Origin of the sequence: Arthrobacter sp. ISL-72, from assembly GCF_018613755.1 — a bacterium.
Classification (GTDB): Bacteria; Actinomycetota; Actinomycetes; order Actinomycetales; family Micrococcaceae; genus Arthrobacter.
Map to the genome: position 1 here is coordinate 81,613 of NZ_JAGGPP010000008.1, position 21,844 is coordinate 103,456.

A 21,844-nucleotide genomic window follows, 5' to 3' on the forward strand; every position below is an offset into this window, starting at 1 on the left:
CCGAGCGTTTCGACGTTTCCATTGCAGACGGGCTGTTTTGTGATGATCCGCTGGAGTGATCGGCATAGCAGCCGGAAGAGCGAAAGCCAGCGCGGATAGTCCAAGGCAACTATGAGATCCGCCCGCGGAACAATGATGTCGCGCCACAGGCCGTAGGCACTATCCAGGACCCAGCGATCCCGTCCCGCAACATCCGCCGCGATCAGCCGCTGCTGATCCACGCTGCGTTGCTGCCAGCCGGGAAGCCAACCGATATCATCGTCGGCTGAACACCCCGGAAGCCCGGAAGCTGCTGCATAGGCGTGGGCCGCCGAAGACTTTCCGCTACCCGTCACACCATAGAAGAGGACGCGGGACGGGGTGGCAGGGACCGACTTCAGTGTCTGGTTCACGGGCACTCCCCATTCCTTTGCGCACAGCTTTTCCCCTGGGCCCTGCTTCGCCTCGGCATTGCCACGTTTTGAACACCGCACGGGGCGATCTGTCACGATAGCACCCGGCCGGATCGTTGGCTCGGCGTGTGGTTTCATCGCGCCCATTTGAATACGACACCGCCGGCTGAGCTGTGGGGGGCTGCAGAGCTCACCGGAAGGGCGCGCCCCGCCGCGCATCATTCGAGTCTGAAGTATCTGTTTCGTTGTGGTTTTTGGCGCGGGTCGATGTGGGGCGGCGGGATGAACCACGGGACGCCGGCTTTGACTTGGATGGTCCACTGTTCTTTGTGGATGAGGTGGTGGTGATGCGAGCAGAGCAGGGTGCCGTTCTCGGTGCTCGTGGTGCCGCCGTGTGACCAGTAGGTGATGTGGTGGGCTTCGCACCAGGGGGCGGGGATGGTGCAGGCGGGGAAGGCGCAGCCCTGATCTCTGGCGGTGAGGGCTTTGCGGATGTGCGGCGGGAAGACCCTGGTGGTGCGGCCGAAGGACGCGGCCCTCGCTGCCGAGCAGGACCGGGATGATGTCTGCGTCGCAGGCGATCTTGCGGACCGTGGCGGCGGTGACCGGGCCGGTGAACGTGAACGTTCCGGTGCCGGGAATGCCAGGGTTGTCGAGGGGGCCGGTGCCGCTTTGATCTTCGGTGGCGTGTTCGAGGCGGTTCAGGAGGTCGCGGTAATCGATGGTGGCCATGACCTGCGGGCGGAGTCCTCCCGCGGCCGGGAGTTTTCCGCTGGCCAGGGCCGCTTTGCAGCCGCTGACCAGGCCGTCGAGGCGCCGCTGCGGGAGGGTGCGCAGGTCCAGCTCCGGATCAGGTGTCCCGGCACCGTCCTTGAAGGATTCATCCAGGCTCGCCGGCTCCCTGCCGCCATCGCCGCCAGCGTTGTCCTCGCTGGCTTCGCCGGGGCGGGTGCGGGGGTTGGTGGCGGTGTTCATGACGGTCAGGAGGTGTTCGTACTGGTCCGGGGTCGCGAAGATCTCGACATGATGGAGTCCGCGGCGGGCCCGGCGGATGAACGCACCCTGCCGGTGGCGGAGTTCCTCCTCGGACGGTTCGGTCCCGTCCTGGTCGATCGCGTCAATCCAGCGCCTGGCCATGCGGGACAGGAAGTCCGCGTGGTCCTCGGCCGCGGTGCTGACCAGGGCGTGCTCCATCAGGGCACTCGTGTCCTCCAAAGCGTGGTGCCGGACCTGGTCCAACGCGAGGGTGATGGTTGTCGCGGCGCGGGAGCCGACGGTCCCGGCGGCGAGGGCGGCACCGAGCTCGGGCCGTTCCGGGGGTTCTTCGTGCCCGGTGAAACCGGTGCGGGGCAGTACCGCCTCGGCGAGTGCGATCCGCCGCTTGGCCTCGCCGGCGCCGATCCGCAGCCGGGAGCGCAGGACTTCGGCGGCGTTCCGGCACCCGTCATCCGCCGGGTTTGGCGCCGATGAGGCCTGCGCCGTGGACCCCTGCACCGGGCACCCCGATGTGGCGGGGTCCACCGTTTCCGCCTCTGTGCCCCAGCCCGTGGTCCAGCCGGCCGCCGCAGCTGAACTGCCCGCCGTCACGGCCTGCCGGCGGGTCCGGTCTACGGCCCCTGCGGCGACGACCTGCAGGAACTCCAAAGATCTGGAAATCTCCTCCACCTCGGCGGCGAAATCAACAGCCTCACGGAAACCGAACAGCGCAACGTCCGCCACCGCCGTCGAACCCGCACTCCTCAGCAGCTCAAGGCACCGGGAAAGACCACCGGAACCACCGCCGTCGGACGCCAAAACCGACGGGCGAACATCTGCAGAGACACTGCGCAAGCCGTGGGCAGCGGCAGGCGATCCTGCCCACGGCAACGTCCCGCCTGCTGCAAGTTCCCCCATGGCTTCCATGGGATAACTCTGTCAAAGGGGTACGACAAAATAGGGCCGGATGCCGTCAGCCCGACGGCCCGCCTTCAGCGCCGCTAAGCCCGGGGTGCAGGGCGCCGCCGGTACAGCCAGACGAGTCCAAGGATCGGAAGCAGAAGCGGGATAAATGCATAGCCGCGGCCGAAGAGGGACCACACTGTTTCATGCGGGAAGCTGACGGCGTCGAAAATACTCAGTGCGCCCACCACTACCACTCCCACGAGTTCCACGAGGACGGCAGCCACGGACACCTTGAACCAGGTCCTTCCGGGCTTTGCGAGCGAAACCGTCGCCACGACGTACACGAGTGCCGCGAACGCCGACAGAAGGTACGCAAGCGGAGCTTCGGAGAACTTGGTGAGTATCTGGTACCCGGCCCGGGCCGTGGCGGAGATCGCGAACACCGCGTAGACCGCAATCAGGAGCCGGCCGGGTCCGGTATTCCTGGTGTCGGTCGGCTGCGGGGCCGTCGTGTTCTCGGTCTTGTTGACGGGGGTTTGCGGAGTCACGTCGTGTCTTTCTTTCACTTAGTACCAGATCTGGTTCATGCGGGCGGCCATAACAAGGGCGGTGACACCCACGGCAGCCAGGACAAAATTGCTCCACCGGGTGCGTTCCAGGATGGACCAGTACACGGCGCCAACGGGCAGGATCAGCGCAGTGACCAGGTAGCCCCAGAACTCCCACGCTTCGCCGGCCATCTGCTCCCCCGCCGCAACGCGAACGATCGATCCCACCAGGTAAACCAGCAGCGCCAGTTCTACGGCGGCGACGGACAGGATGGTCGCGTCATTCGGAGCTTTTTTCATGATCCCGGCGGCGGCGCAGATGATCGTGGAAAGCAGCCCGACGACGAGGATGATGTAGAAATAGGCGTCCACGCTACCCGGCCTGCTGTTCGTTGCCGGACTTTTCGTTGCTGGGAGCGAAGACGAGCACCGGCTTCGCGTAGCCGCCGGCATCAGCCAGCAATGCCACGAGGGAGCCGTCGGGCGCGAAGGCCGCGGCAGGTTTGTCAGCGGTGGCGGCGTCCGGCGTTCCGGCAGCCGGTCCTGCGGCAATCCGCCGGCCAAAGGAGATTTCAGTGGTTTCGTCTGCACTTAGCTCGCGGTTCGGCATGAGCGCCCGAGCCGCCTGGGACATCTCCAGCACTTGAAGTTCTTCGGCCAGCTGCTCCAGCGTGCGGGCCTGGTCCAGGGTGTAGGGGCCAACCTGGGTCCGGCGAAGGGCCGTCAGGTGGCCGCCGGTCCCCAGCGCTTCGCCGAGGTCCCGGGCCAGGGCGCGGATATACGTTCCCGAGGAGCACTCCACGGTGACATCGACGTCGAGCACTTCGCCGTCACGCTCCGGCCGGACCGAATGGACGTCGAAGCGGTGGATGGTGACCGGACGCGCTGCGAGCTTGACGTCTTCGCCGGACCGGACACGGGCATATGCGCGTTCGCCGTTGACTTTGATGGCGCTGACGCTGCTGGGAACCTGTTGGATCTCGCCGGTGAGGGATTCGACGCCGGCCCGGATGGCTGCCTCGGTGACTCCTGCAGCGGATTGGCTGCGGACCACTTCGCCTTCGGCGTCGTCCGTCACTGTGGACTCACCCAGCCGGATGGTGGCGGTGTACGTCTTGGACGTTCCGACGATGTACGTCAGCAGGCGGGTGGCCTTGTTTATACCGAGGACGAGCACGCCTGTGGCCATAGGATCCAGGGTTCCGGCGTGCCCCACTTTCCGGGTACCGGCCAGCCGCCGCATCCGTCCAACCACATCGTGGCTGGTCCATCCTTGCGGCTTGTCCACTATTACCAGTCCAGAAAGCACGCCTCCCAGTATATCCGCGCGTGCGGCTCTCACTTTTCGCCCCAGGGCAGCACGTCCGACGGCGGGACACCAGTCCGACGGCGCGGTCACGGCGGCGGCGGCACCAGTCCGACGGCGGGAGGCAGCTCTGCCGGTGCCCGACGTCGGCGGCTAGGATGGCTGACATGCCCGACCTTGCCGCACACATCCGCGATGTTCCCGTCAACCAGATCCGCGAGATCACCGAAGCTGCGTGGGGCATTCCCCACGCCATAGTGCTGAGCATCGGCGAACCGGGTTTCGCGCTCCCCCGGCACGTCCTGGAGGCTGGAATGGCGTGCCTGGACCGTGACGAAACCAACTACACGCCGAACGCCGGAGTCCCCGCACTTCGGGAGGCCTTTGCGGACAGGTTCCGTGAGCAACATGGCGTTGATGTCGGAGCCGAGCGGGTCTATATAGTGGCTGGCGCCCAGCAAGGCCTTCACCTCGCCATGAGCCTGTTGCTCTCCGCGGGCGACGAAATCCTGATCCCCAACCCCGGCTATCCCACGTTTGCCATGACCAGCCGGCTGCTGCATGCCGTTCCCGTGGGGTATCCGCTGTACCCGCAGTACGACTTCCAGCCGAGGATCGAGGACATCGAGGCACTAGTCACGCCGCAGACCAAGGTGCTGATGCTGAACTCACCCTCCAATCCCCTGGGCGCGGTGCTGGGCGAGGACCTGACCCGAAGGCTGGTGGAGCTGGCCCGGCGCCATGACCTGTGGATCATCTCGGACGAATGCTACGAGGCCTTCACCTACGATGTCCCCCATGTCAGCCCGGTCAGGTTTGACAGTGACGCCCCCGGCGAGGCCAGGGTCTTTACTTCCCTGACGCTCTCCAAGACCTACGGGCTGACCGGGCTGCGGATCGGAGCACTGGTCTGCCCTCCCGGGCTGGAGAAGAAGATGAACAACGTGATGGAGTCGATCGTCTCCTGCGTCGCGTCCCCGTCCCAGTACGCGGCAATCGCCGCTTTGACGGGACCGCAGGACTATGTCCGCGAGACGTATGCCCATTACCGGGCCAACCGGGATGCCGCCTCGGCGGTGCTGGCGTCCAAAGGGATTCCATACCTCTCTGCGCAGGGCGCCTTCTATTTGTGGGCCGATGTCTCGCATGTCAGTGGCGGCAATGTCCGGTCATGGGTACGGCAGTTCCTTGCCGAATCCGGAGTCTCCTTTGCGCCCGGCACTGCCTTCGGCTCCATCGGCGAAGGCTGGATCCGGATCGCACTTTGCGGGGCCCCGGAGGAGCTCGTGGAAGGTGTGGGCCGGCTTCCCGCGCGGCTGACGCCGCCAGGGGAACCAATGCAGGGGGAACAGGAAGTCCAGCGGGAACAACTGCCCAAGTGGGGCAAAGAGTCCCTGGTGCAGAGGCCTGCCGAACCCTAGTCTGGCCGGAGGGGCGGCGCCGGAGAGGAACATCATGTGGTGGCAGGACCTGCTGTGGGGCATCTGGAACGGAATCACGGCATGGATCGTGCTCATCGCGCACGTGTTCGGCGCCTGGCAGGAATTCCCCTTCTACAACACCGGGAGGGCCGGAAACTGGTATGACTTCGGCTTCCTGCTGGGCATGGGATCGCCGCTGCTCGGTGGCTTCGGTGCCCGCGCCGGCCGGCGTTCCCGGCGGGTGTAGGCCGTGAGCGGTGAGCACAGGCAGCGAGCACAGGCAACGGCTATGCAGCCAGCCCAGGGCGGTCAGCTCAGGCTCGAAGACAGGGCATGGTCCAGCCAGATCCTGAGCTCGGGCGCCGGGGCCGCACCAGACTGGCGGGCGATCACCATACCGCTGACAACCACCAGCAGCGTGGGGATCGCCTGAACGGCAAACCTTGAGGAAAGCCCCGGAGCGCGGTCCACATCCACCTTGACCAGCTTGATCCGGCCCGCCTTTTCAGTGGCGAGCTGTTCCAGGGCAGGGCTTACCAGCAGGCAGGGGCCGCACCAGACCGCCCAAAAGTCGATCAGCGCGGGAACACTCGACTGCTCCACGATCCGTTTGAAGTCCGCGTCAACGGCGTCGACGATCCACGGCAGGTCATGTTTGCAGCTGCCGCAATGGGGGCGCCCGTAATCCGTTGTGGGAATCCTGTTGGTTTTCCCGCAGCCCGGGCATCTGACGAATCTTGCTTCCACGGCTCCTTGCTGCCTTCCAGTCGAGCCGAAGTCATGGATTAATCGCACGCCTCAGCGCCGGACGAGCATAGAGTCGAAGGTCCCCCGCAGCCAGTATTCGGTGCCAGTCAGTATTCGGTGCGGTCCGGGTTGTCGCGCCACGCCTCAAAGGGAGCGTTCGACGTCGGAATGTCAGTGTGGCTGACCGGCATCAGCTCGGGACGGGCCCCTTCAAAGTATTGGTAGAAGAGGGCGTCGTCGAACCCGGCTGCCGCTGCCCCGTGCCGGTCTGCAGCAAAGTACACGCGGTCGATTCGGGCCCACAACGCCGCAGCCAGGCACAGCGGGCACGGCTCGCAGCTCGTATAGAGGACCGCTCCCCTGAGGTCGAAGTTGGCGGATTCGGCTGCCGCCGTCCGTATTGCCACAACTTCGGCGTGGGCGGTCGGATCGTTGTCCCGGGTGACCCGGTTGACGCCAAAGTGCAGCTTCCCGTCGCGTGTCACCACCAGCGCGCCGAAGGGGCCGCCGCCGTCGGACACATTCCGGACGGCGAGGCCGACGGCCTGGCTGAGGAACTCCTGGATATCGGCGGCTGAGGGTTGGGCATTCATGCTCCGATCATAGCCAGCCGACGCCCGGTTCCAGCCAGCCGGACACCAGTAGTTTGCGGAAGCCATCGACTTAGCCGAACGCGAAGAAATAGAATGTGCGCTGTGGGGGGCAGCCGTGCAGTACGGTAGCCAATCCGTGGTCTCGAGGCTCTTGATAATCATCAAAAGCCATTGGAGAGAACCATGAGGAATCAACTTCGGGTGCTTGCGTCCGCGGCCGTTGTCGCCGTGATTCTGGCCCCCGGAACGACGGCCAGCGCTGCACCGGCGGACCAAACGCCAACTGTCCTCGCAAGCGGGCTTGTGGGTCCTTTGCACGTCAACGCGGACCGGGACGGCTCGGTGATCGTCAGCGAGGAATTCGCTGGACGGCTGACCCGGGTTCTCGCCGACGGCACCAAGTCGACCGTCTACTCGTCGCCTGATTGGGACGTGGCGGGCAGTGCGGACCGCCGCTCCACGCTCTATTTCCTGGAAAGCCAAGGCGCCGGACCGATGGACGACCGGGCGCTGGCAGGCCATATCAGGGCGATCAGCGACGACGGCACCCAGTGGACGTTCGGGGACTTCGCTGCCTTGGAGACTGAAGAAAACGCCGACGGCGACGTCCGCTACGGCTTCCGCGATCTTCCTGATGCCTGCGCCGCCCAGCTCCCGGCCGGCCTGCCGCCCGCCTCGTACACAGGAGACGTGGATTCCCACCCATACTCGATCGCCGTGTCCGGCCGCACAGCCTACGTGGCCGATGCAGGCGCCAACAGCGTGGTCTCCGTGGACGTCCGGACGGGTGACACCGAAACGGTCGCTGTCCTTCCGCCGCAGCCGTACAGCATCACCGCGGAAGCTGCCGCGGCAGTGCAACTGCCGGCCTGCGTGGTGGGCGAGATGTATGACTTCGAACCTGTCCCCACGGACGTGGCTGTGGGACCTGACGGCTGGCTGTACGTCACCACGCTCCCGGGCGGACCGGAAGATCCACGGCTTGGCGCACGCGGAGCCGTGTACAAGGTCAATCCGGACAACGGCAGGGTCAGGCTGTTCGCTGACGAGGTCCTGTCACCCACCGGCGTGGCCCTGGATGACGACGGCGACGTCTACGTCGCGTCGCTGTTCGGCGACGGCGTGCTGAAGGTAGGCGACTCCGGCCGGCAGCGGGTTGTCCTTGCCGGCAAGCTCACCGCCGATGTTGCCCTCAGCGACGCCAGGATCTACGCCACGGTGGATGCCCTTCCGGCAGAGAACCAGGCTCCCGACGGCAAACTGGTGTACGTGGAACGCGGCGGGCATTCCCACCGCTGACGGGAGCTCCCAATAGACAGGAGCCTTCGGAAATCAGTGTGGCCGGCCCCGAACCGGGGCCGGCCACACTCATGCCAGAAGGCGCTTCACAAGCCGCTGATGCTTATTTGCTGCCGTCTTCGTCGAACTCTTCGTCGTCCAGGAGGTCATCGTCCTCTTCGTCGAAGTCGTCCTCGTCGATTTCGACGTCCTCGGGAATGTCGCTCTTATAAGGATCCGCATCGCCGGCGTGCTTGGCGCTGGCAGCCAGCGCAGCCACCTCAGCGTCGCGCTTCTTGGCGGCCCGGAGGAGTTCCTCAAGGTTGGAGGCGTTGACCGGAATCTGGTCAGCCACGAATTCCAGGGTAGGAGTCAGCCGAACGGTGATGTTCCGCCCCACCTCCTGCCGAAGGATGCCCTTGGCCTTCTCCAGGCCCTTGGCAGCATCGGCGTGGGCCACGTCATCACCGAAAACCGTGTAGTAAACGGTAGCGTGCTGCAGGTCATTGGTCACCCGCGAGTCAGTAACAGTGACCCCCTCCAGCCGAGGATCCTTAACCTTCCGGCTCAAGGCCTCAGCAACAACAACCTTAATCCGCTGCGCCAACTTGGCAGCGCGTGCCGGATCAGCCATTTCCACTCCTAAATATTTGGATGTACGACGGCGGCCCTGTGGGCTGCGACGCACGTTTCAGTTTTCTGCCACGCACTAAGGCGAGTCTACGACGGACCCCCGTTGGGTTTTTTCCGGCGGCCAGGGAGTGGCATCGGGCCTGTCGGAGCCGGGCGGTTTGCGATCGAAGATCGAAAACCGTCCGGCGAAGGGGCGGGGCCGCCGGAAAAATCCAACGGCCCCGCACCTGTAACGCTCGACGAACCTTAGATACGCGGCTTCTCGCGCATCTCGAAGGTCTCGATGATGTCGCCCTCGGTGATGTCGTTGTACGAACCAAGCCCGATACCACACTCGAAGTCCGTGCGGACCTCGGTGGCGTCGTCCTTGAAGCGCTTGAGCGTCTCAACCGTGAGGTTGTCGCCGATGATCTTGCCGTCGCGGCTGATGCGGGCCTTCGTGTTGCGTCGGATAACACCCGAGCGAACGATGGAACCGGCAATGTTGCCGAACTTGGAGGAACGGAACACTTCGCGGACCTCGGCGGTGCCAAGCTGGACTTCTTCGTACTCCGGCTTGAGCATGCCCTTGAGGGCCATCTCAATGTCATCGATTGCTGCGTAGATGACGGAGTAGAAGCGCATGTCCACGCCTTCGCGGTCTGCCAGTTCGGCAACACGCTCGGCGGGCTTGACGTTGAAGCCGATGATGACGGCGCTGTCGACCGTTGCCAGGTTGACGTCGTTCTGCGTGATCGCACCGACACCGCGGTGGATAACGCGGAGCTGGACACCTTCGCCGACGTCGATCTTGAGCAGCGCGTCTTCGAGGGCTTCCACGGCACCGGACACGTCACCCTTGAGGATGAGGTTGAGGGTGTCGATCTTGCCTTCGGCGACGGCCTGGTCGAAGTCTTCCAGGCTGATGCGCTTGCGGCGCTTGGCCAGGGCGGCGTTGCGGTCAGCTGCTTCACGCTTCTCGGCGATCTGGCGGGCGGTGCGCTCGTCAGCGGTCACGAAGAAGGTGTCGCCTGCACGCGGGACGTTGGACAGACCCAGCACCTGCACGGGGCGGGACGGGCCGGCCTCGGTCAGGACACTGCCGTCGTCGTCGAACATCGCACGGACACGGCCGTGGGCCGTGCCTGCCACGATCGTGTCGCCGACCTTCAGGGTTCCGGACTGGACCAGGACGGTGGCCACGGAACCGCGGCCCTTGTCCAGGTTGGCTTCAATCGCGATACCGCGGGCGTCCTTGTTCGGGTTGGCGCGCATGTCCAAGGCGGCGTCTGCGGTGAGCAGGACGGCCTCGAGCAGCTCGTCGATGTTGAGGTTCTGGCGGGCAGAGACCTCAACGAACATGGTGTCGCCGCCGTACTCTTCCGGAACCAGTCCGTACTCGGTCAGCTGGCCGCGGACCTTGTCCGGGTTGGCGCCTTCCTTGTCGATCTTGTTCACGGCCACGACGATCGGCACGTTGGCCGCCTGGGCGTGGTTGAGTGCTTCAACGGTCTGGGGCATAACGCCGTCGTCCGCTGCGACCACCAGGATGGCGATGTCGGTGACCTTGGCACCTCGGGCACGCATGGCGGTGAACGCCTCGTGGCCCGGGGTATCGATGAAGGTGATCTTGCGATCGATGCCTTCGTGGTCGGTGGTGATCTGGTAGGCACCGATGTGCTGGGTGATGCCGCCGTGTTCGCCCGCGACAACGTCGGAGTTACGGATGGCATCCAGCAGGCGGGTCTTACCGTGGTCAACGTGACCCATGACGGTGACAACCGGAGGACGCGCCTCCAGCACTTCGTCGCCTTCGGCTTCCAGTTCGGCGTCGAAGTCGATGTCGAAGGTGCTGAGCAGCTCGCGCTCCTCATCCTCCGGCGACACGACCTGGAGCTTGTAGCCAAGCTCCTCGCCCAGCAGGGCGAAGGTCTCTTCGTCCAGCGACTGCGTGGCCGTGGCCATTTCGCCGAGGTGGAAGAGCACGGTCACCAGTGCTGCGGGGTTCGCCTCGATCTTGTCGGCAAAGTCCGTGATGGACGAGCCGCGGCGGAGCCGGACAACGGTGTTGCCGTCGCCGCGGGGCACGCTTACGCCACCCAGCGACGGAGCACTCATCTGCTCGAGTTCCTGGCGCTTGGCCCGCTTCGACTTGCGCTGCTTGCCACGGCCTGCGCCGCCCTTACCGAAGGCACCCTGCGTGCCGCCGCGACCGCGGCCGCCCTTGCCGAAGCCGCCGCCTGCCGGAGCACCGCCACCGGCACCCGGAGCGCCACCGGTACCCGGTGCGCCGCCTGGGCGTCCGGGACCGCGGCCTCCGCCACCGGGACGGCCTGCACCAGCGGGTGCGGGACGTTCGGTGCGGTTAGGCATCATGCCCGGAGTAGGACGGTTTCCGCCGCCGGCACCGGGGCGTGCGCCGGGGGCACCGGCCGGACGCGGGGCGCCGGGACGGGCACCCTGGGTGCCGCCGGGACGCGGAGCACCCGGACGGGGACCCCCTGCGCCGGCTGCCGGACGCGGGCCGCCGGGGCGTTCGCCCTCGGTACGGCTTCCGCCCGGACGGGGCATGCCCTGGGACGTAGCGAACGGGTTGTTGCCCGGACGGGGAGGACGTTCGTTGTCGCCGCCGCGGCCCCGGGGCATGCCCTGGGACGTGGCGAAGGGGTTGTTGCCGGGACGGGGGCCGCCCGGGCGGGGAGCGGAACTGCCCTGTCCGCCGGAGCGGGACGGGGCAGCCTGAGCTTCAGCCTTGGGGGCCGGGCGTGCGCCGGGCTTTGCGCCTGTGGACGGTGCAGCCGGAGCCGAGGCTGCGGGAGCAGCGGGAGCCGGTGCAGCCGGGGCTGCCGGTGCGGGAGCCACTGCCGGAGCAGGTGCAGCCTGTACGGCGGGTGCCGGGGCTTCAGCCTTGGGTTCCGGAGCCTTGGGGGCTGCCGGGCCGGGCGCAGGGGCCGCCGGACGGGAAGCCGCGGGGCTGGCGGGAGCCTTGGGGGCTGCAGCGGGAGCTTCGGACTTCGAAGCGCCGGCGGCGGGGTAGGCGTTGCGCAGTTTCCGCACAACGGGGGCCTCAATGGTTGAAGAGGCCGAGCGAACGAATTCGCCCAGTTCCTGCAGTTTGGTTACTGCATCTTTGGAAGTAATACCGAGCTCTTTAGCAAGCTCATGTACGCGGACCTTGGCCACATTTCTCCTGTCTCGGTCCGCACCGAGCCAGGCACGAACCGTCTACTTCTTACTGCGGACCTTCGCCGCTACAGCAGCTGAAAGGCCCATTGCAGAGCGCAACAAAGTTGTCATCGTTGCGCACTCATCGCTGGGAACTCATCGGGTTTCCATCAGTTTTCTGACCCGCTTTCAGGTTGGACGGTTGTTGCTGCGGCCACCGGAGTGTCCACGGCATTCGTGCCTGCCGTTATCCGGCGTTCCACAGCGGCAGTTCCGGTTGCGCCCGGGAGGGCACGTCCGAATGCTCGCCGCTTGATCGCCAGCGCCAGGCACGTTTCGCTGAAGTGCAGCCATGCACCCCGGCCAGCCATCCGGCGTCGTTCGTCCACCACGACAGCGGTGGAACCGCTGCCTTCGGCGACGAGCCGGAGTAACTCGGACCGCGGGCCCTTCTTCCGGCATCCGATGCAGGTACGCTGTGGCTGATTCTCAAGGTGTTGCACTGATGCCACGGTGAGTATCTTTCCTGCCCATACATATCTGCCGCCCGGAACACACCCGTTTCCGCCGCATTCAAAAAACGAAAGCGGATTCCGCGGGCACGCTCAAGGCGCACGAATACCGGCCATCAGGCGCGGTCAATCTCTATTCTAGCCCCTCAGGTGCCCCGGCCCCGAAACAAAGGGTCGAAGCAGGGCCGGACAAGCCGGGGGTGTTCCGCCGAGCGGCCTGGTTTCCGTCCGGCCGGGTTCCGCCCGGATTGGTTTTTCGGTCAGCTCAGCCTTCGCGCGGAGCCGCGGCGTCGGAGACGATGTCGATGCGCCAGCCCGTGAGCTTGGCGGCCAGGCGGGCGTTCTGGCCCTCCTTGCCAATGGCGAGCGACAACTGGTAGTCCGGCACCACAACACGTGCGGAACGCGTTGCCTCGTCGGTGATGGTGACGGAATTCACCCTCGACGGCGACAGTGCGCTGGCAATGAACGTGGCCGGGTCCTCGCTGAAATCGACGATGTCAATCTTTTCGTCGTTCAGTTCGGTCATGACCGCACGGACGCGCGAGCCCATTTCACCGATGCAGGCGCCTTTGGCGTTGATGCCGGGCATGTTGGCCTTGACGGCGATCTTGGTCCGGTGCCCGGCTTCCCGGGCCAGTGCAACGATATCCACCGAGCGGTCGGCGATTTCCGGAACTTCCAGTTCGAAGAGCTTCCGGACCAGGCCGGGGTGCGAGCGGGACAACGTGATGGACGGGCCCTTGGTGCCGCGGTGAACGTCGATCACGAACGCGCGCAGCCTGTTGCCGTGGATGTACTTCTCGCCGGGCACCTGCTCAGGCGGCGGCAGCAGCGCCTCCACCGTGCCGAGGTTCACCTGGACCATGTGGGGGTTGTTGCCCTGCTGGATGGTGCCGGCCACCAGCTCGCCCTCGCGGCCCTTGAACTGGCCCAGGACGTTGTCGTCTTCAGCGTCGCGCAGGCGCTGCAGGATGATCTGCCGGGCGGTGCTTGCTGCGATACGGCCAAAGCCTGCAGGGGTGTCCTCGAACTCACCGATGGGGGCGCCGTCGTCGTCGATTTCCGTTGCCCAGATGGTCACGTGACCGCTCTTGCGGTCCAGCTCTGCGCGTGCCCGTTCAAAGGCACCGGGAGACTTGTGGTAGGCCACCAGGAGCGCCTGCTCAATGGTAGGAATCAGGAGATCCAGCGGAATTTCACGCTCACGCTCCAGAAGTCTCAGTGCGCTCATGTCAATATCCATCAGGCCTCCTCAGAAGGTCCATTGTGTTCATTTTCCAGACCGACCTCGTCGAGGTGGCTGAACTCTATCTCGACTTTTCCATTACGGATCCTGTCGAAAGGAAGTTTCACGGGCTCGCCCTGCTTGGGCTTCATTCCCTTTTTCACTGCAATTTCCGGCACTAGCGTTACCCCGGCGTCGTCCACGGACTGGATCCGGCCGGTGACGTTGTCGCCCTGGATGACGTTGACGTTCACTATGCGGCCGCGGGCGCGGTGCCAGTGCCGGGGCTCCGTCAGGGGACGCCCCACGCCGGGAGAGGAAACCTCCAGGTCATAGGGACGGCTGTCAGTGCCGGGGTCGTTGTCCAGAACGTCGGAAAGTTCCTTGGAGATGTCCGCGATGACATCGAGGCTGACTCCGCCGGTTTCCTCCTGCGGCAGGTCCACCACCACGTGGACCACGCGGTTGGAGCCTGCGATGTTGATGGCAACATCTTCCAGGTACAGCCTGTGCGCCAGGACCACCGGCTCAAGCAAAGCCCGGAGGCGTTCAGCCTCGGGATTGTGGACAGCCGCGGGTTCAGCCTTTCCCGCGTCGGTCCGGTCTGATGAAGTCGTGGCTTCTGCATTGCTCACGATGCCGGCCGCCTCCCGATAGATGATGTTGTGACTACTAGCGTAGCGATTTTATGGGCGCCATGGTGCACCCGCCTGCTGCCGGACATGACAACATGGTCTGTTGTGAAAGACGACACCAAGGAAAAACGATGGCCGGGCCGCTATTTCCGGTACGGCCTCCTGGCGTCATTGGCGGTGCTGGTCGTCAGCCTCGGGCTGGCGCTGACTCCGGGACCGCCGCCGCAGGCGCCGGAACCGGCTTTTTCCGAACGGGCGCGGGCGGCCGCCCTTGCCGAAACGATGCAGTTGCGGCTGGCCGGTAGCAGGCTGGCTGACTCCGTTTCCGGTGCCGAGCGCCAGGCGCTGCTTCGCTCTGTGACTTTGCTGACAACCCAGGCCCGGGCGCTGACCGGGCCCGACCAGACTCCGTCGCCGTCTGCCGCAGGCCGCACTTCGGGCACCGCCGCAGATACCGGCACAGCTGGTGCCGCAGGCAGCGACACAGGCACTGCAAGCGGTGCTCCTTCGGGCAGCTCCTCCCCCGCTGACGGGCAGGCAGCCCCGGTGGAGTCATCGGCCGAACTCGTCGCCGCGTTGTCCGCCAGCGGCGGGCAGCGGCTCGCGGATGCAGGAGCGTCCGACGGCGGCATGGCACGGCTGCTTGCCGCCGTCGGCACCGCCCAGCTTCTTGAGGCGTCGTCCCTCGCACCCGTGGTTGGAGCAGCCGCTCCGGCGTTGCCCGCATCCTCGGCTGCGGAATCATCCGCTGCACCGGACGAGTCATGTCCGTCGGCCACGGCTCAACCAGGCCCGCCTGAAGGGTCGGCTACGCCGGCGGCCGCCCTGGCGATGACCGTCAAGACCGAAGCCGAAACCGTCTATGGCTACCAGGTGGCGCTTGCCCGCCTCGACGGCAGTGCCGCCGGCTCGGCAGCGGAGCTGCTGGCACGGCATGAAACTGTCCTGGCCGAAGCCGAGGCGCTGGGCCGGGCGCAGTGTGTGGACATTCCGCCGCGGGAGGCAGGCTATACGCTCGGCCCGTTGTTCCTCGAATCCCCGGCGGCCGGCCTGGCCAGCCTCGAAGCAGGAACGCTGCCCGTGTACGGGGACCTGGTAGCACTCAGTAACGGCAGTACGCGGGAATGGGCTATTTCCGGTCTCGTGGCCGCGGCACAGCGCGCCGCACTCTGGGGTGCCGATTCCGGTCCCCTGCCGGGCATCGTGGTGGACACTGCACGGCTTCCGGAGCTGCCGGAAACCAGGCCGGCTCCGCAGTCCCCCGGATCGGGCACGGCCCCGGCACCTTGAGGCCATGGCACCCTAAGGTGAAGCCTGCCTTGCCTTCCTTAGCCCCGTATTACTGGCAAGCCCTTCGCGCTGGTGGTTTGCTGTAGTCATGGACACTGCCGGAGCGCCTGCGCCGCACGAGAACGAGCCGCATGGCAATGACATTGCGCACAGACTGAACTGGCTGCGTGCCGGCGTCCTGGGCGCCAACGACGGAATTGTTTCCGTTGCAGCGATTGTGGTGGGCGTGGCCGGTGCCACTGCCGAGACCGGCCCGATCCTGGCCGCCGGCGCCGCCGGACTGGTGGGCGGGGCGATTTCGATGGCGCTGGGTGAGTACGTCTCCGTCAGCAGCCAAAGCGACAGCCAGAAGGCACTGATTGAAAAGGAACGCCGCGAGCTGGAGGAAGAGCCCGAAGAGGAGCTCGCCGAGCTCGCGGCAATCTACCAAAGCAAGGGTTTGAGCCAGGACACTGCCGAGGCCGTGGCCAGGGAGCTCACCCAACATGACGCACTGTCCGCCCACCTGTCGGCTGAACTCAACATCGACCAGGATGACATCGTCAGCCCCTGGCACGCTGCCTTCGCTTCGGCAATAGCCTTTGTGGCCGGGGCCGTCCTGCCGATGCTGGCCATCCTCCTGCCGCCGGAAAACATCCGGGTCCCGCTGACGTTCGCAGCCGTATTGGTCGCGCTGGCGGCGACCGGCTCCGTTGGCGCCTGGATCGGCGGCAGCTCCAAAGCAAAGGCAGCAGTGCGGGTGGTGGTGGGCGGTGCCCTGGCGCTCGCCGCAACATTCGCCATCGGCAATCTTCTGGGCGCCACGGGCATCGTCTGACTTCCGCCCAGCAAACCGCTCCCTCAACTACGCTGGAGTCAATGAGCAGCCCAGCTGAAGTCCCGATTCCGCCCGACCTCATCCGGAGGTACAGCGGCACCAGCCCGGGACGCGCCTGGCTTGGATCACTTCCCGGACTGGTCTGCGGACGCCTGGAGCACTGGCAGCTGGAGGTCGACCTCGGCCCCGGGCAGCTGCCGTGGAACGGCCACGGCGGCATGGTGGTCCCGGTGCTCCGGGCCGGCACACCGGCAGCGCTGAAGGTTGCCTACCCCCACGACGAAGCAAAAGTGGAGCGTCACGCCCTCAGGCTCTGGGATGGTCACGGCGCAGTCCGGCTCCTGGAATCCGATGCGGGAACGTGCTCGATGTTGCTGGAGCGTCTCGATGCTGCGCATTCCCTGCAGGACGTTCCGCTGGAAACGGCCGTCCCGGTCTGGGGCAGCCTGCTGCGGGAGTTGAGCCTCACGCCGGACTCCCGGCCGGAGTGGCAGGAGTTCGAGCATGTGGCCGTGCGGGCAGAACGCTGGAGTGACGATCTTCCGGCGGACTGGGAGCAGCTGGGCCGGCCTTTTCCGCGGTGGCTCCTGGAGGCCGCCCTTGAGGTCTGCCAGACCCGCGGAGCTGTCGGCCGCAGGGCCGGGACTGACGTCCTGGTCAACACCGACTTCCACTACCTGAACATCCTCTCCCGCCCGGAGGGAGTTGCAGAGGGATCTGCGGACGGATTTGCAGCCATTGACCCGCAGCCAATGATCGGTGAAGCCGAATTCGCCGTGGCACCGCTGCTGTGGAACCGAATCAAGGACCTCCCGCGATCGGCTCCTGAACGGGGTTTACTTGACCGCTGCCGGGACTTCAGCCAGGCTGCCGGACTCGACGCCGAGGTCGCACGGCAGTGGAGCCTGGCCCGTGAGGTGGAAAATGCGCTCTGGTCGGCGTCGCGGCCAGGGCACGGGGGCGACCTCGCCCGCTCACTGTGGGTGGCAAGCACGCTCGCCGGACGCACACTTGCCGATCTCCCCGCGGCCCGTGATCTCCCGGCGCCAGGGGAAGCCGCCGGACTGGCGTCCTCCTAGCCGCGCACCGCTTCCAGCGCGGTCCGCACGGCCCCGACGGCCGCCTCGACGTCGCCGTCGTCAGTGGTCCAGTTGCTCACCGAAATGCGCAGGACATCGCGTCCCTGCCACCGGGAGCCAGACATCCACACCATGCCGTCCTCAATGATCCGTGCCGTTACCGCCCGCGTCGTTTCATCGTCGCCGAAGGCCACGGTGACCTGCGTATACGCCACCTCGTTGAGCACTTCGAGGCCGTCCAGTTCCAACAGCCTGCCCGCAAGGGCAGCGGCACGCTCCATCAATAGGCGCACCTGAGCGGCGACGCCCTCGCGGCCCAGGGACTTCAGCGCCGCCCACACGGGCACGCCGCGTGCCCGCCGCGACAGCTCCGGCACCAGCTGGAACGGATCCGCTGCCGCCCCGGCGTCGCGGATCATGTAGCTGGGATTGATGCTCATCGCGGCACGGAGCGCCTCGGTGTCACGGACTGCCACGACACCGCAGTCGTACGGGACGTTCAGGGTTTTGTGCGCATCAGTGGCCCAGGAATCCGCACCATTTAGCCCGGTAGTGAGGGCAGAAAGTTCAGGTACGGCGGCCGCCCACAATCCGAAAGCGCCATCCACATGCACCCAGGCCCCGTGTGCCTTTGCAACGGCGATCGCAGCCTGGAACGGATCGAAAGCTCCGGAATGCAGGTTTCCGGCCTGCAGGCAGACCAGCAGCGGGACCCTGGATGATCCATCGGACCCCATCATGGCCCGGTCCAGGGCGCAGTCAAGCTCCGCCGGGCTGATCCGCCCCTGTTCGTCCGATGCCACCACGATGGGCCGTCCGAGGCCCAGGTACCGCAGGGCGAGGTCCACCGAGTCGTGGCGTTGCTCGCCGACCAGACAGCGGATGGCCGGCGCTCCGGCAAGGCCGTCAGCATCAACGTCCCAGCCCGCATCCGCAAGGATGCGCCAGCGGGCGGCGGCCAGCCCGGTGAAGTTGGCCATGGTGGCTCCGGTGACGAAGCCCACGTCGGACTCGCCAGGCAGTCCCAGCAGGTCCAGGAACCAGCGGCCGGCCGCCTCCTCGATGGCCGCTGTGGCCGGAGTGGCGGCGCGCAGGAAGGAGTTCTGGTCCCACGCGCTGACCAGCCAGTCAGCCGCCAGGGCGGCGGGCAGCGTTCCGCCGATCACCCAGCCGAAGAACCGGCCGGAGGGCATCGCCATCAGCCCCGGCTCCGCCGACGCGGCCAGGAAGTTGATTAGTTCGGCTGCAGGCATGCCCTGGTCCGGCATGGGGCCGCCGAAAACGGCTGCCAGCTCACCTGCGGTTGCCAGCGGTCCAACGTGGCGGGTCGGCTGGCTGCCCAGCCATTCATGCGTATGCCGTACTGCCGCATCCAAGGCGTCCCGGTAGGGTTCATCGCCTTTTGACATAGGAGTAGAGTACGCCCGCTCCGGCCCGGACGGCAGGGGCCTGCGGCAGGTCCAGGCAGGGGCTTAGGCGAAGGTGTCCTGCCAGATGTCGTGGCCCAGTTTGAGGATCAGTGCGCCGACGACGGCGAGGAAAACGTTGCGGATAAACGTGCTGCCCTGCTTCACCGCTGTCCGGGCGCCGAGGTAGCCCCCGGCCATGTTGGCAATCCCCAGCATCAGCCCCACTCCCCACAGCAGCGAGCCGTGCGGAAGGAAAAAGATCAGGGCGCCGGCGTTGGTGGCCATGTTGACGATCTTCGCCTTGGCGCTGGCTTCAAGGAAGGCATATCCCATGGCGGACACGAGGGCGATGATGAGGAACGAGCCCGTGCCGGGTCCGATCAGGCCGTCGTAGAAGCCGATGGCCGCGCCGATAAGGCAGGCCACCACGTAGTGCGTCCTGCCGTCGTGGCGGAGGCTTGTCAGGTCGCCGATGTTCGGCTTGAAAGCCGTAAAGAGCGCGACGGCGACCAGCGCCGCCACGATGATGGGCTTGAAAACACTCGCGGGCAGGGTGGCGGCCAGCACGGCGCCGCCGAAGCTGCCGGCCAGCGCAATGACCGCCATGGGAATGGCAGTCCGCAGGTCGGGCCGTACCCGGCGGTAGAACGTCACCGCGCTGGTGGTCGTCCCGAAAATGGAGCCCAGTTTGTTGGTGGCCAGCGCCTGGACGGGGCTGATGCCCGGTACCAGCAGCAGCGCCGGGAGCTGGATGAGTCCTCCGCCGCCCACGACGGCGTCAATCCATCCTGCAGCGAAGCCCGCCACGATGATCAGGATCAGCGTGGCGGGCTCGAGCGACTCGAATGCCGAAATCACTCCCTCGACCGGCGGTTACTTGCTGCGGACGGCGTTGACCACGTAGTCAACGGCCTTGTCCACAGCCACATTCTCCGCTTCGCCGCTCCGGCGGTCCTTGATCTCCACGACGCCGTCCGCCAGTCCGCGGCCTACAGCCAGGATGGTGGGGACACCGACCAGCTCAGCGTCGCCGAACTTCACGCCCGGGGAAACCTTGGGGCGGTCATCGTAGATGACCTCAAGTCCTGCGGCCTCGAGCTCGAGTGACAGCTGCTCGGCAGCGGCGAAGATCTCCTCGCCGCGGCCCACTGCCACGACGTGGACATCGGCCGGGGCCACTGACCGGGGCCAGATCAGGCCCTTGGCATCGTGGTTGGACTCGGCCAGCGCCGCTACGGCACGGGTAACACCGACGCCGTAGGAACCCATGGTGACCACAACCTGCTTGCCGTTCTGGTCCAGGACCTTCAGCTCCAAGGCTTCGGCGTACTTGCGGCCGAGCTGGAAAATGTGGCCCATCTCGATGCCGCGTGCGGTCTCCAGCGGACCGGAACCGTCCGGGGCTTCGTCACCGGCGCGGACTTCGGTGCACTCGATGACGCCGTCCCAGCCGAAGTCACGGCCCGCGACGAGCCCGAAGACGTGCTTTCCGGCCATGTTGGCGCCGGTCACCCAGGAGGTTCCGCTGACGATGCGGGGATCCACCAGGTACAGGAGCTTGGCTGCGCCTTCCAGGCCGAGGAGGGGGTTCTCGAGCGACATTCCCGGTCCGAGGTATCCCCGGACGATGAGGGGATTGCGGGCAAGGTCTTCTTCGCCCGCGGCTTCCACGGTGATTTCGCCGGCTACCGGCAGGTAGGCGCCGATGTTGGCCTCGACCCGCTTCAGGTCGACGCCCCGGTCGCCGGGTACGCCGATGACGACGATCTGGCGCTCACCGGTGGGGAGGGTGACGGCGAGGACAACGTTCTTCAGCGTGTCAGCGGCTGTCCAGGCACCGCCGTCGTTCTCATCACGCGGGGCCAGCTGGTTGGCCGCGTCAACCAGCGTTTCGATGGTGGGGGTGTTCGGAGTGTCCTTGATCTCGGCGCCCGGAGCATTGGTGAAGTCAATCTCCGCCGGAACAACGGTGGTCACCGCCTCAACGTTGGCTGCGTAGCCGCCCGCGGAACGGACGAAGGTGTCTTCGCCGATCTCGGTGGGGTGCAGGAACTCCTCGCTCCGGGAGCCACCCATGGCGCCTGCCGTGGCAGCCACCGGGACCACATCGAGGCCGAGGCGCTCGAAGATCTTCAGGTAGGCGGCGCGGTGGGCGTTGTAGCTGGCGTCCAGGCCGGCGTCGTCCACGTCGAAGGAGTAGGAATCCTTCATGATGAACTCGCGGCCGCGCAGCAGGCCGGCGCGGGGACGTGCCTCGTCGCGGTACTTGTTCTGGATCTGGTAAATGCTCAGCGGAAGGTCCTTGTACGAGGAGTACAGGTCCTTGACCAGGAGCGTGAACACTTCCTCGTGCGTGGGCGCCAGGAGGTAGTCCCCGCCCTTGCGGTCCTTGAGCCGGAAGATGCCCTCGCCGTATTCGGTCCAGCGGTTGGTGGCCTCGTAGGGCTCCTTGGGCAGGAGGGCCGGGAAGTGGACTTCCTGGGCGCCGATTGCGGCCATCTCTTCCCGAATGACCTGCTCCACCTTGCGCAGCACGCTGAGGCCCAACGGCAGCCAGGTGTAGATGCCCGGCGCCGCCCTGCGGATGTAGCCGGCACGGACCAGGAGCCTGTGGCTCGCCACCTCGGCGTCGGCGGGATCTTCGCGCAGGGTGCGCAGGAACAGCTTGGAAAGTCGAAGGACCACGGGTAGGAATCCGTTTCTTGGGAGGTGCCTGTTCAGATGACGGGCTGGGCAAATTCGTCTGGGTACTAATCTACCGTGGCGCGGCGCGTGCCGGGTTCTCCGCGGCGGCCGTCCGCAGGCGATGCCCGTAATCTCAGCGCCGGCAAACGGAGAAGAGCCACGCCAGAACTATAGGAAGCCCCTGGCCGTTGCCGGCTGGTCATCCTGTTTTGGCGTGGCTCTTACGGCCCGTCCGGCCGAAGTCCG

The 21,844-nt window shown here is 66.2% G+C and carries 20 protein-coding genes and 1 pseudogene; 6 read left to right on the forward strand and 15 right to left on the reverse strand.

Going from position 1 to position 21,844, the window contains the following annotated elements; genetic code table 11:
* Positions 1–610 precede the first annotated feature (610 nt).
* The 5 genes and pseudogenes from J7I92_RS24545 to truB form a co-directional block, all read right to left on the reverse strand.
* Positions 611–1,069: an HNH endonuclease signature motif containing protein gene (locus tag J7I92_RS24545; protein WP_396020368.1), complete on the reverse strand. Its 459-nt coding sequence runs from the start codon at positions 1,067–1,069 to the stop codon at positions 611–613.
* Positions 966–2,294: pseudogene (locus tag J7I92_RS24550) on the reverse strand (DUF222 domain-containing protein); the annotation flags it as partial. The gene J7I92_RS24545 and the pseudogene J7I92_RS24550, both read right to left, overlap by 104 nt.
* A 74-nt stretch (positions 2,295–2,368) precedes the next feature.
* Positions 2,369–2,821 carry a hypothetical protein gene (locus J7I92_RS08565; protein WP_214839464.1) on the reverse strand — a complete coding sequence of 151 codons (453 nt, stop codon included), beginning with the start codon at positions 2,819–2,821 and terminating at the stop codon, positions 2,369–2,371.
* 18 nt (positions 2,822–2,839) lie between these two features.
* Positions 2,840–3,193: a hypothetical protein gene (locus tag J7I92_RS08570; RefSeq protein ID WP_214839467.1), complete on the reverse strand. Its 354-nt coding sequence runs from the start codon at positions 3,191–3,193 to the stop codon at positions 2,840–2,842.
* Between the two features lies 1 nt (position 3,194).
* Complete coding sequence (gene truB, locus J7I92_RS08575) at positions 3,195–4,130, reverse strand: tRNA pseudouridine(55) synthase TruB (protein ID WP_214839470.1); 936 nt, start codon at positions 4,128–4,130, stop codon at positions 3,195–3,197.
* Between the two features lie 164 nt (positions 4,131–4,294).
* Here truB and J7I92_RS08580 point away from each other — a divergent pair, with 164 nt between their 5' ends.
* Positions 4,295–5,548, forward strand: coding sequence for a pyridoxal phosphate-dependent aminotransferase (locus J7I92_RS08580; RefSeq protein WP_214839472.1), 1,254 nt, complete (start codon positions 4,295–4,297; stop codon positions 5,546–5,548).
* A gap of 34 nt (positions 5,549–5,582) precedes the next feature.
* Entirely contained in the window at positions 5,583–5,795 is a 213-nt protein-coding gene (locus J7I92_RS08585) for a hypothetical protein (RefSeq protein ID WP_214839474.1), read from the forward strand.
* A gap of 62 nt (positions 5,796–5,857) precedes the next feature.
* Here the strand turns inward: J7I92_RS08585 and J7I92_RS08590 are convergent, their stop codons facing one another.
* Together J7I92_RS08590 and J7I92_RS08595 are read right to left on the reverse strand one after the other, a co-directional pair.
* Positions 5,858–6,295, reverse strand: coding sequence for a thioredoxin domain-containing protein (locus J7I92_RS08590; RefSeq protein WP_214839476.1), 438 nt, complete (start codon positions 6,293–6,295; stop codon positions 5,858–5,860).
* A gap of 107 nt (positions 6,296–6,402) precedes the next feature.
* A complete protein-coding gene (locus J7I92_RS08595) occupies positions 6,403–6,888 on the reverse strand; it encodes a nucleoside deaminase (RefSeq protein WP_214839478.1) in 486 nt (161 codons plus the stop codon).
* 183 nt (positions 6,889–7,071) lie between these two features.
* On the opposite strand from J7I92_RS08595, the gene J7I92_RS08600 reads away from it, so the two are divergent.
* Positions 7,072–8,187 carry a ScyD/ScyE family protein gene (locus tag J7I92_RS08600; protein WP_214839480.1) on the forward strand — a complete coding sequence of 372 codons (1,116 nt, stop codon included), beginning with the start codon at positions 7,072–7,074 and terminating at the stop codon, positions 8,185–8,187.
* Between the two features lie 103 nt (positions 8,188–8,290).
* On the opposite strand, the gene rbfA is transcribed toward J7I92_RS08600, so the two are convergent.
* The 5 genes from rbfA to rimP form a co-directional block, all read right to left on the reverse strand.
* Entirely contained in the window at positions 8,291–8,800 is a 510-nt protein-coding gene (gene rbfA, locus J7I92_RS08605) for a 30S ribosome-binding factor RbfA (RefSeq protein ID WP_214839482.1), read from the reverse strand.
* A 245-nt stretch (positions 8,801–9,045) separates the two neighbouring features.
* On the reverse strand, positions 9,046–11,961 hold the full coding sequence (gene infB, locus J7I92_RS08610; RefSeq protein ID WP_214839484.1) for a translation initiation factor IF-2: 2,916 nt from the start codon (positions 11,959–11,961) through the stop codon (positions 9,046–9,048).
* A 152-nt stretch (positions 11,962–12,113) separates the two neighbouring features.
* A complete protein-coding gene (locus tag J7I92_RS08615; protein WP_214839486.1) occupies positions 12,114–12,455 on the reverse strand; it encodes a YlxR family protein in 342 nt (113 codons plus the stop codon).
* 265 nt (positions 12,456–12,720) lie between these two features.
* Positions 12,721–13,701 carry a transcription termination factor NusA gene (gene nusA / locus J7I92_RS08620; RefSeq protein WP_214839488.1) on the reverse strand — a complete coding sequence of 327 codons (981 nt, stop codon included), beginning with the start codon at positions 13,699–13,701 and terminating at the stop codon, positions 12,721–12,723.
* Positions 13,701–14,318 carry a ribosome maturation factor RimP gene (gene rimP, locus J7I92_RS08625; RefSeq protein ID WP_214839490.1) on the reverse strand — a complete coding sequence of 206 codons (618 nt, stop codon included), beginning with the start codon at positions 14,316–14,318 and terminating at the stop codon, positions 13,701–13,703. Before rimP ends, nusA begins: the two co-directional genes overlap by 1 nt.
* 105 nt (positions 14,319–14,423) lie before the next feature.
* On the opposite strand from rimP, the gene J7I92_RS24350 reads away from it, so the two are divergent.
* The 3 genes from J7I92_RS24350 to J7I92_RS08640 all read left to right on the forward strand — a co-directional run bounded on the left by J7I92_RS24350 (position 14,424) and on the right by J7I92_RS08640 (position 17,504).
* Positions 14,424–15,608 carry a ferritin-like domain-containing protein gene (locus tag J7I92_RS24350; protein WP_214839492.1) on the forward strand — a complete coding sequence of 395 codons (1,185 nt, stop codon included), beginning with the start codon at positions 14,424–14,426 and terminating at the stop codon, positions 15,606–15,608.
* Between the two features lie 88 nt (positions 15,609–15,696).
* Positions 15,697–16,425, forward strand: a complete 729-nt coding sequence (locus tag J7I92_RS08635; RefSeq protein ID WP_214839494.1) for a VIT1/CCC1 transporter family protein — start codon at positions 15,697–15,699, stop codon at positions 16,423–16,425.
* 41 nt (positions 16,426–16,466) lie between these two features.
* Positions 16,467–17,504 (forward strand): aminoglycoside phosphotransferase family protein, encoded by a 1,038-nt coding sequence (locus J7I92_RS08640; protein WP_214839496.1) that lies wholly within the window; start codon positions 16,467–16,469, stop codon positions 17,502–17,504.
* Here J7I92_RS08640 and J7I92_RS08645 read toward each other — a convergent pair.
* The 3 genes from J7I92_RS08645 to J7I92_RS08655 all read right to left on the reverse strand — a co-directional run bounded on the left by J7I92_RS08645 (position 17,501) and on the right by J7I92_RS08655 (position 21,598).
* Entirely contained in the window at positions 17,501–18,913 is a 1,413-nt protein-coding gene (locus J7I92_RS08645) for a pyridoxal-dependent decarboxylase (protein WP_214839498.1), read from the reverse strand. The two genes, J7I92_RS08640 and J7I92_RS08645, sit on opposite strands and share 4 nt — an antisense overlap.
* Positions 18,914–18,976: 63 nt before the next feature.
* A complete protein-coding gene (locus tag J7I92_RS08650) occupies positions 18,977–19,771 on the reverse strand; it encodes a TSUP family transporter (protein WP_214839499.1) in 795 nt (264 codons plus the stop codon).
* A gap of 15 nt (positions 19,772–19,786) precedes the next feature.
* Positions 19,787–21,598, reverse strand: a complete 1,812-nt coding sequence (locus J7I92_RS08655; RefSeq protein WP_214839501.1) for a proline--tRNA ligase — start codon at positions 21,596–21,598, stop codon at positions 19,787–19,789.
* Positions 21,599–21,844: the final 246 nt, after the last annotated feature.

Excerpts from the sequence above, each read along its gene's own strand:
- J7I92_RS08645 (WP_214839498.1), bottom strand. The coding sequence starts at position 18,913 with ATGTCAAAAGGCGATGAACCCTACCGGGACGCCTTGGATGCGGCAGTA.
- J7I92_RS08635 (WP_214839494.1), top strand. The coding sequence starts at position 15,697 with ATGGACACTGCCGGAGCGCCTGCGCCGCACGAGAACGAGCCGCATGGC.
- nusA (WP_214839488.1), bottom strand. The coding sequence starts at position 13,701 with ATGGATATTGACATGAGCGCACTGAGACTTCTGGAGCGTGAGCGTGAA.
- J7I92_RS08595 (WP_214839478.1), bottom strand. The coding sequence starts at position 6,888 with ATGAATGCCCAACCCTCAGCCGCCGATATCCAGGAGTTCCTCAGCCAG.
- J7I92_RS08580 (WP_214839472.1), top strand. The coding sequence starts at position 4,295 with ATGCCCGACCTTGCCGCACACATCCGCGATGTTCCCGTCAACCAGATC.
- J7I92_RS08585 (WP_214839474.1), top strand. The coding sequence starts at position 5,583 with ATGTGGTGGCAGGACCTGCTGTGGGGCATCTGGAACGGAATCACGGCA.
- rbfA (WP_214839482.1), bottom strand. The coding sequence starts at position 8,800 with ATGGCTGATCCGGCACGCGCTGCCAAGTTGGCGCAGCGGATTAAGGTT.
- J7I92_RS08640 (WP_214839496.1), top strand. The coding sequence starts at position 16,467 with ATGAGCAGCCCAGCTGAAGTCCCGATTCCGCCCGACCTCATCCGGAGG.
- J7I92_RS08600 (WP_214839480.1), top strand. The coding sequence starts at position 7,072 with ATGAGGAATCAACTTCGGGTGCTTGCGTCCGCGGCCGTTGTCGCCGTG.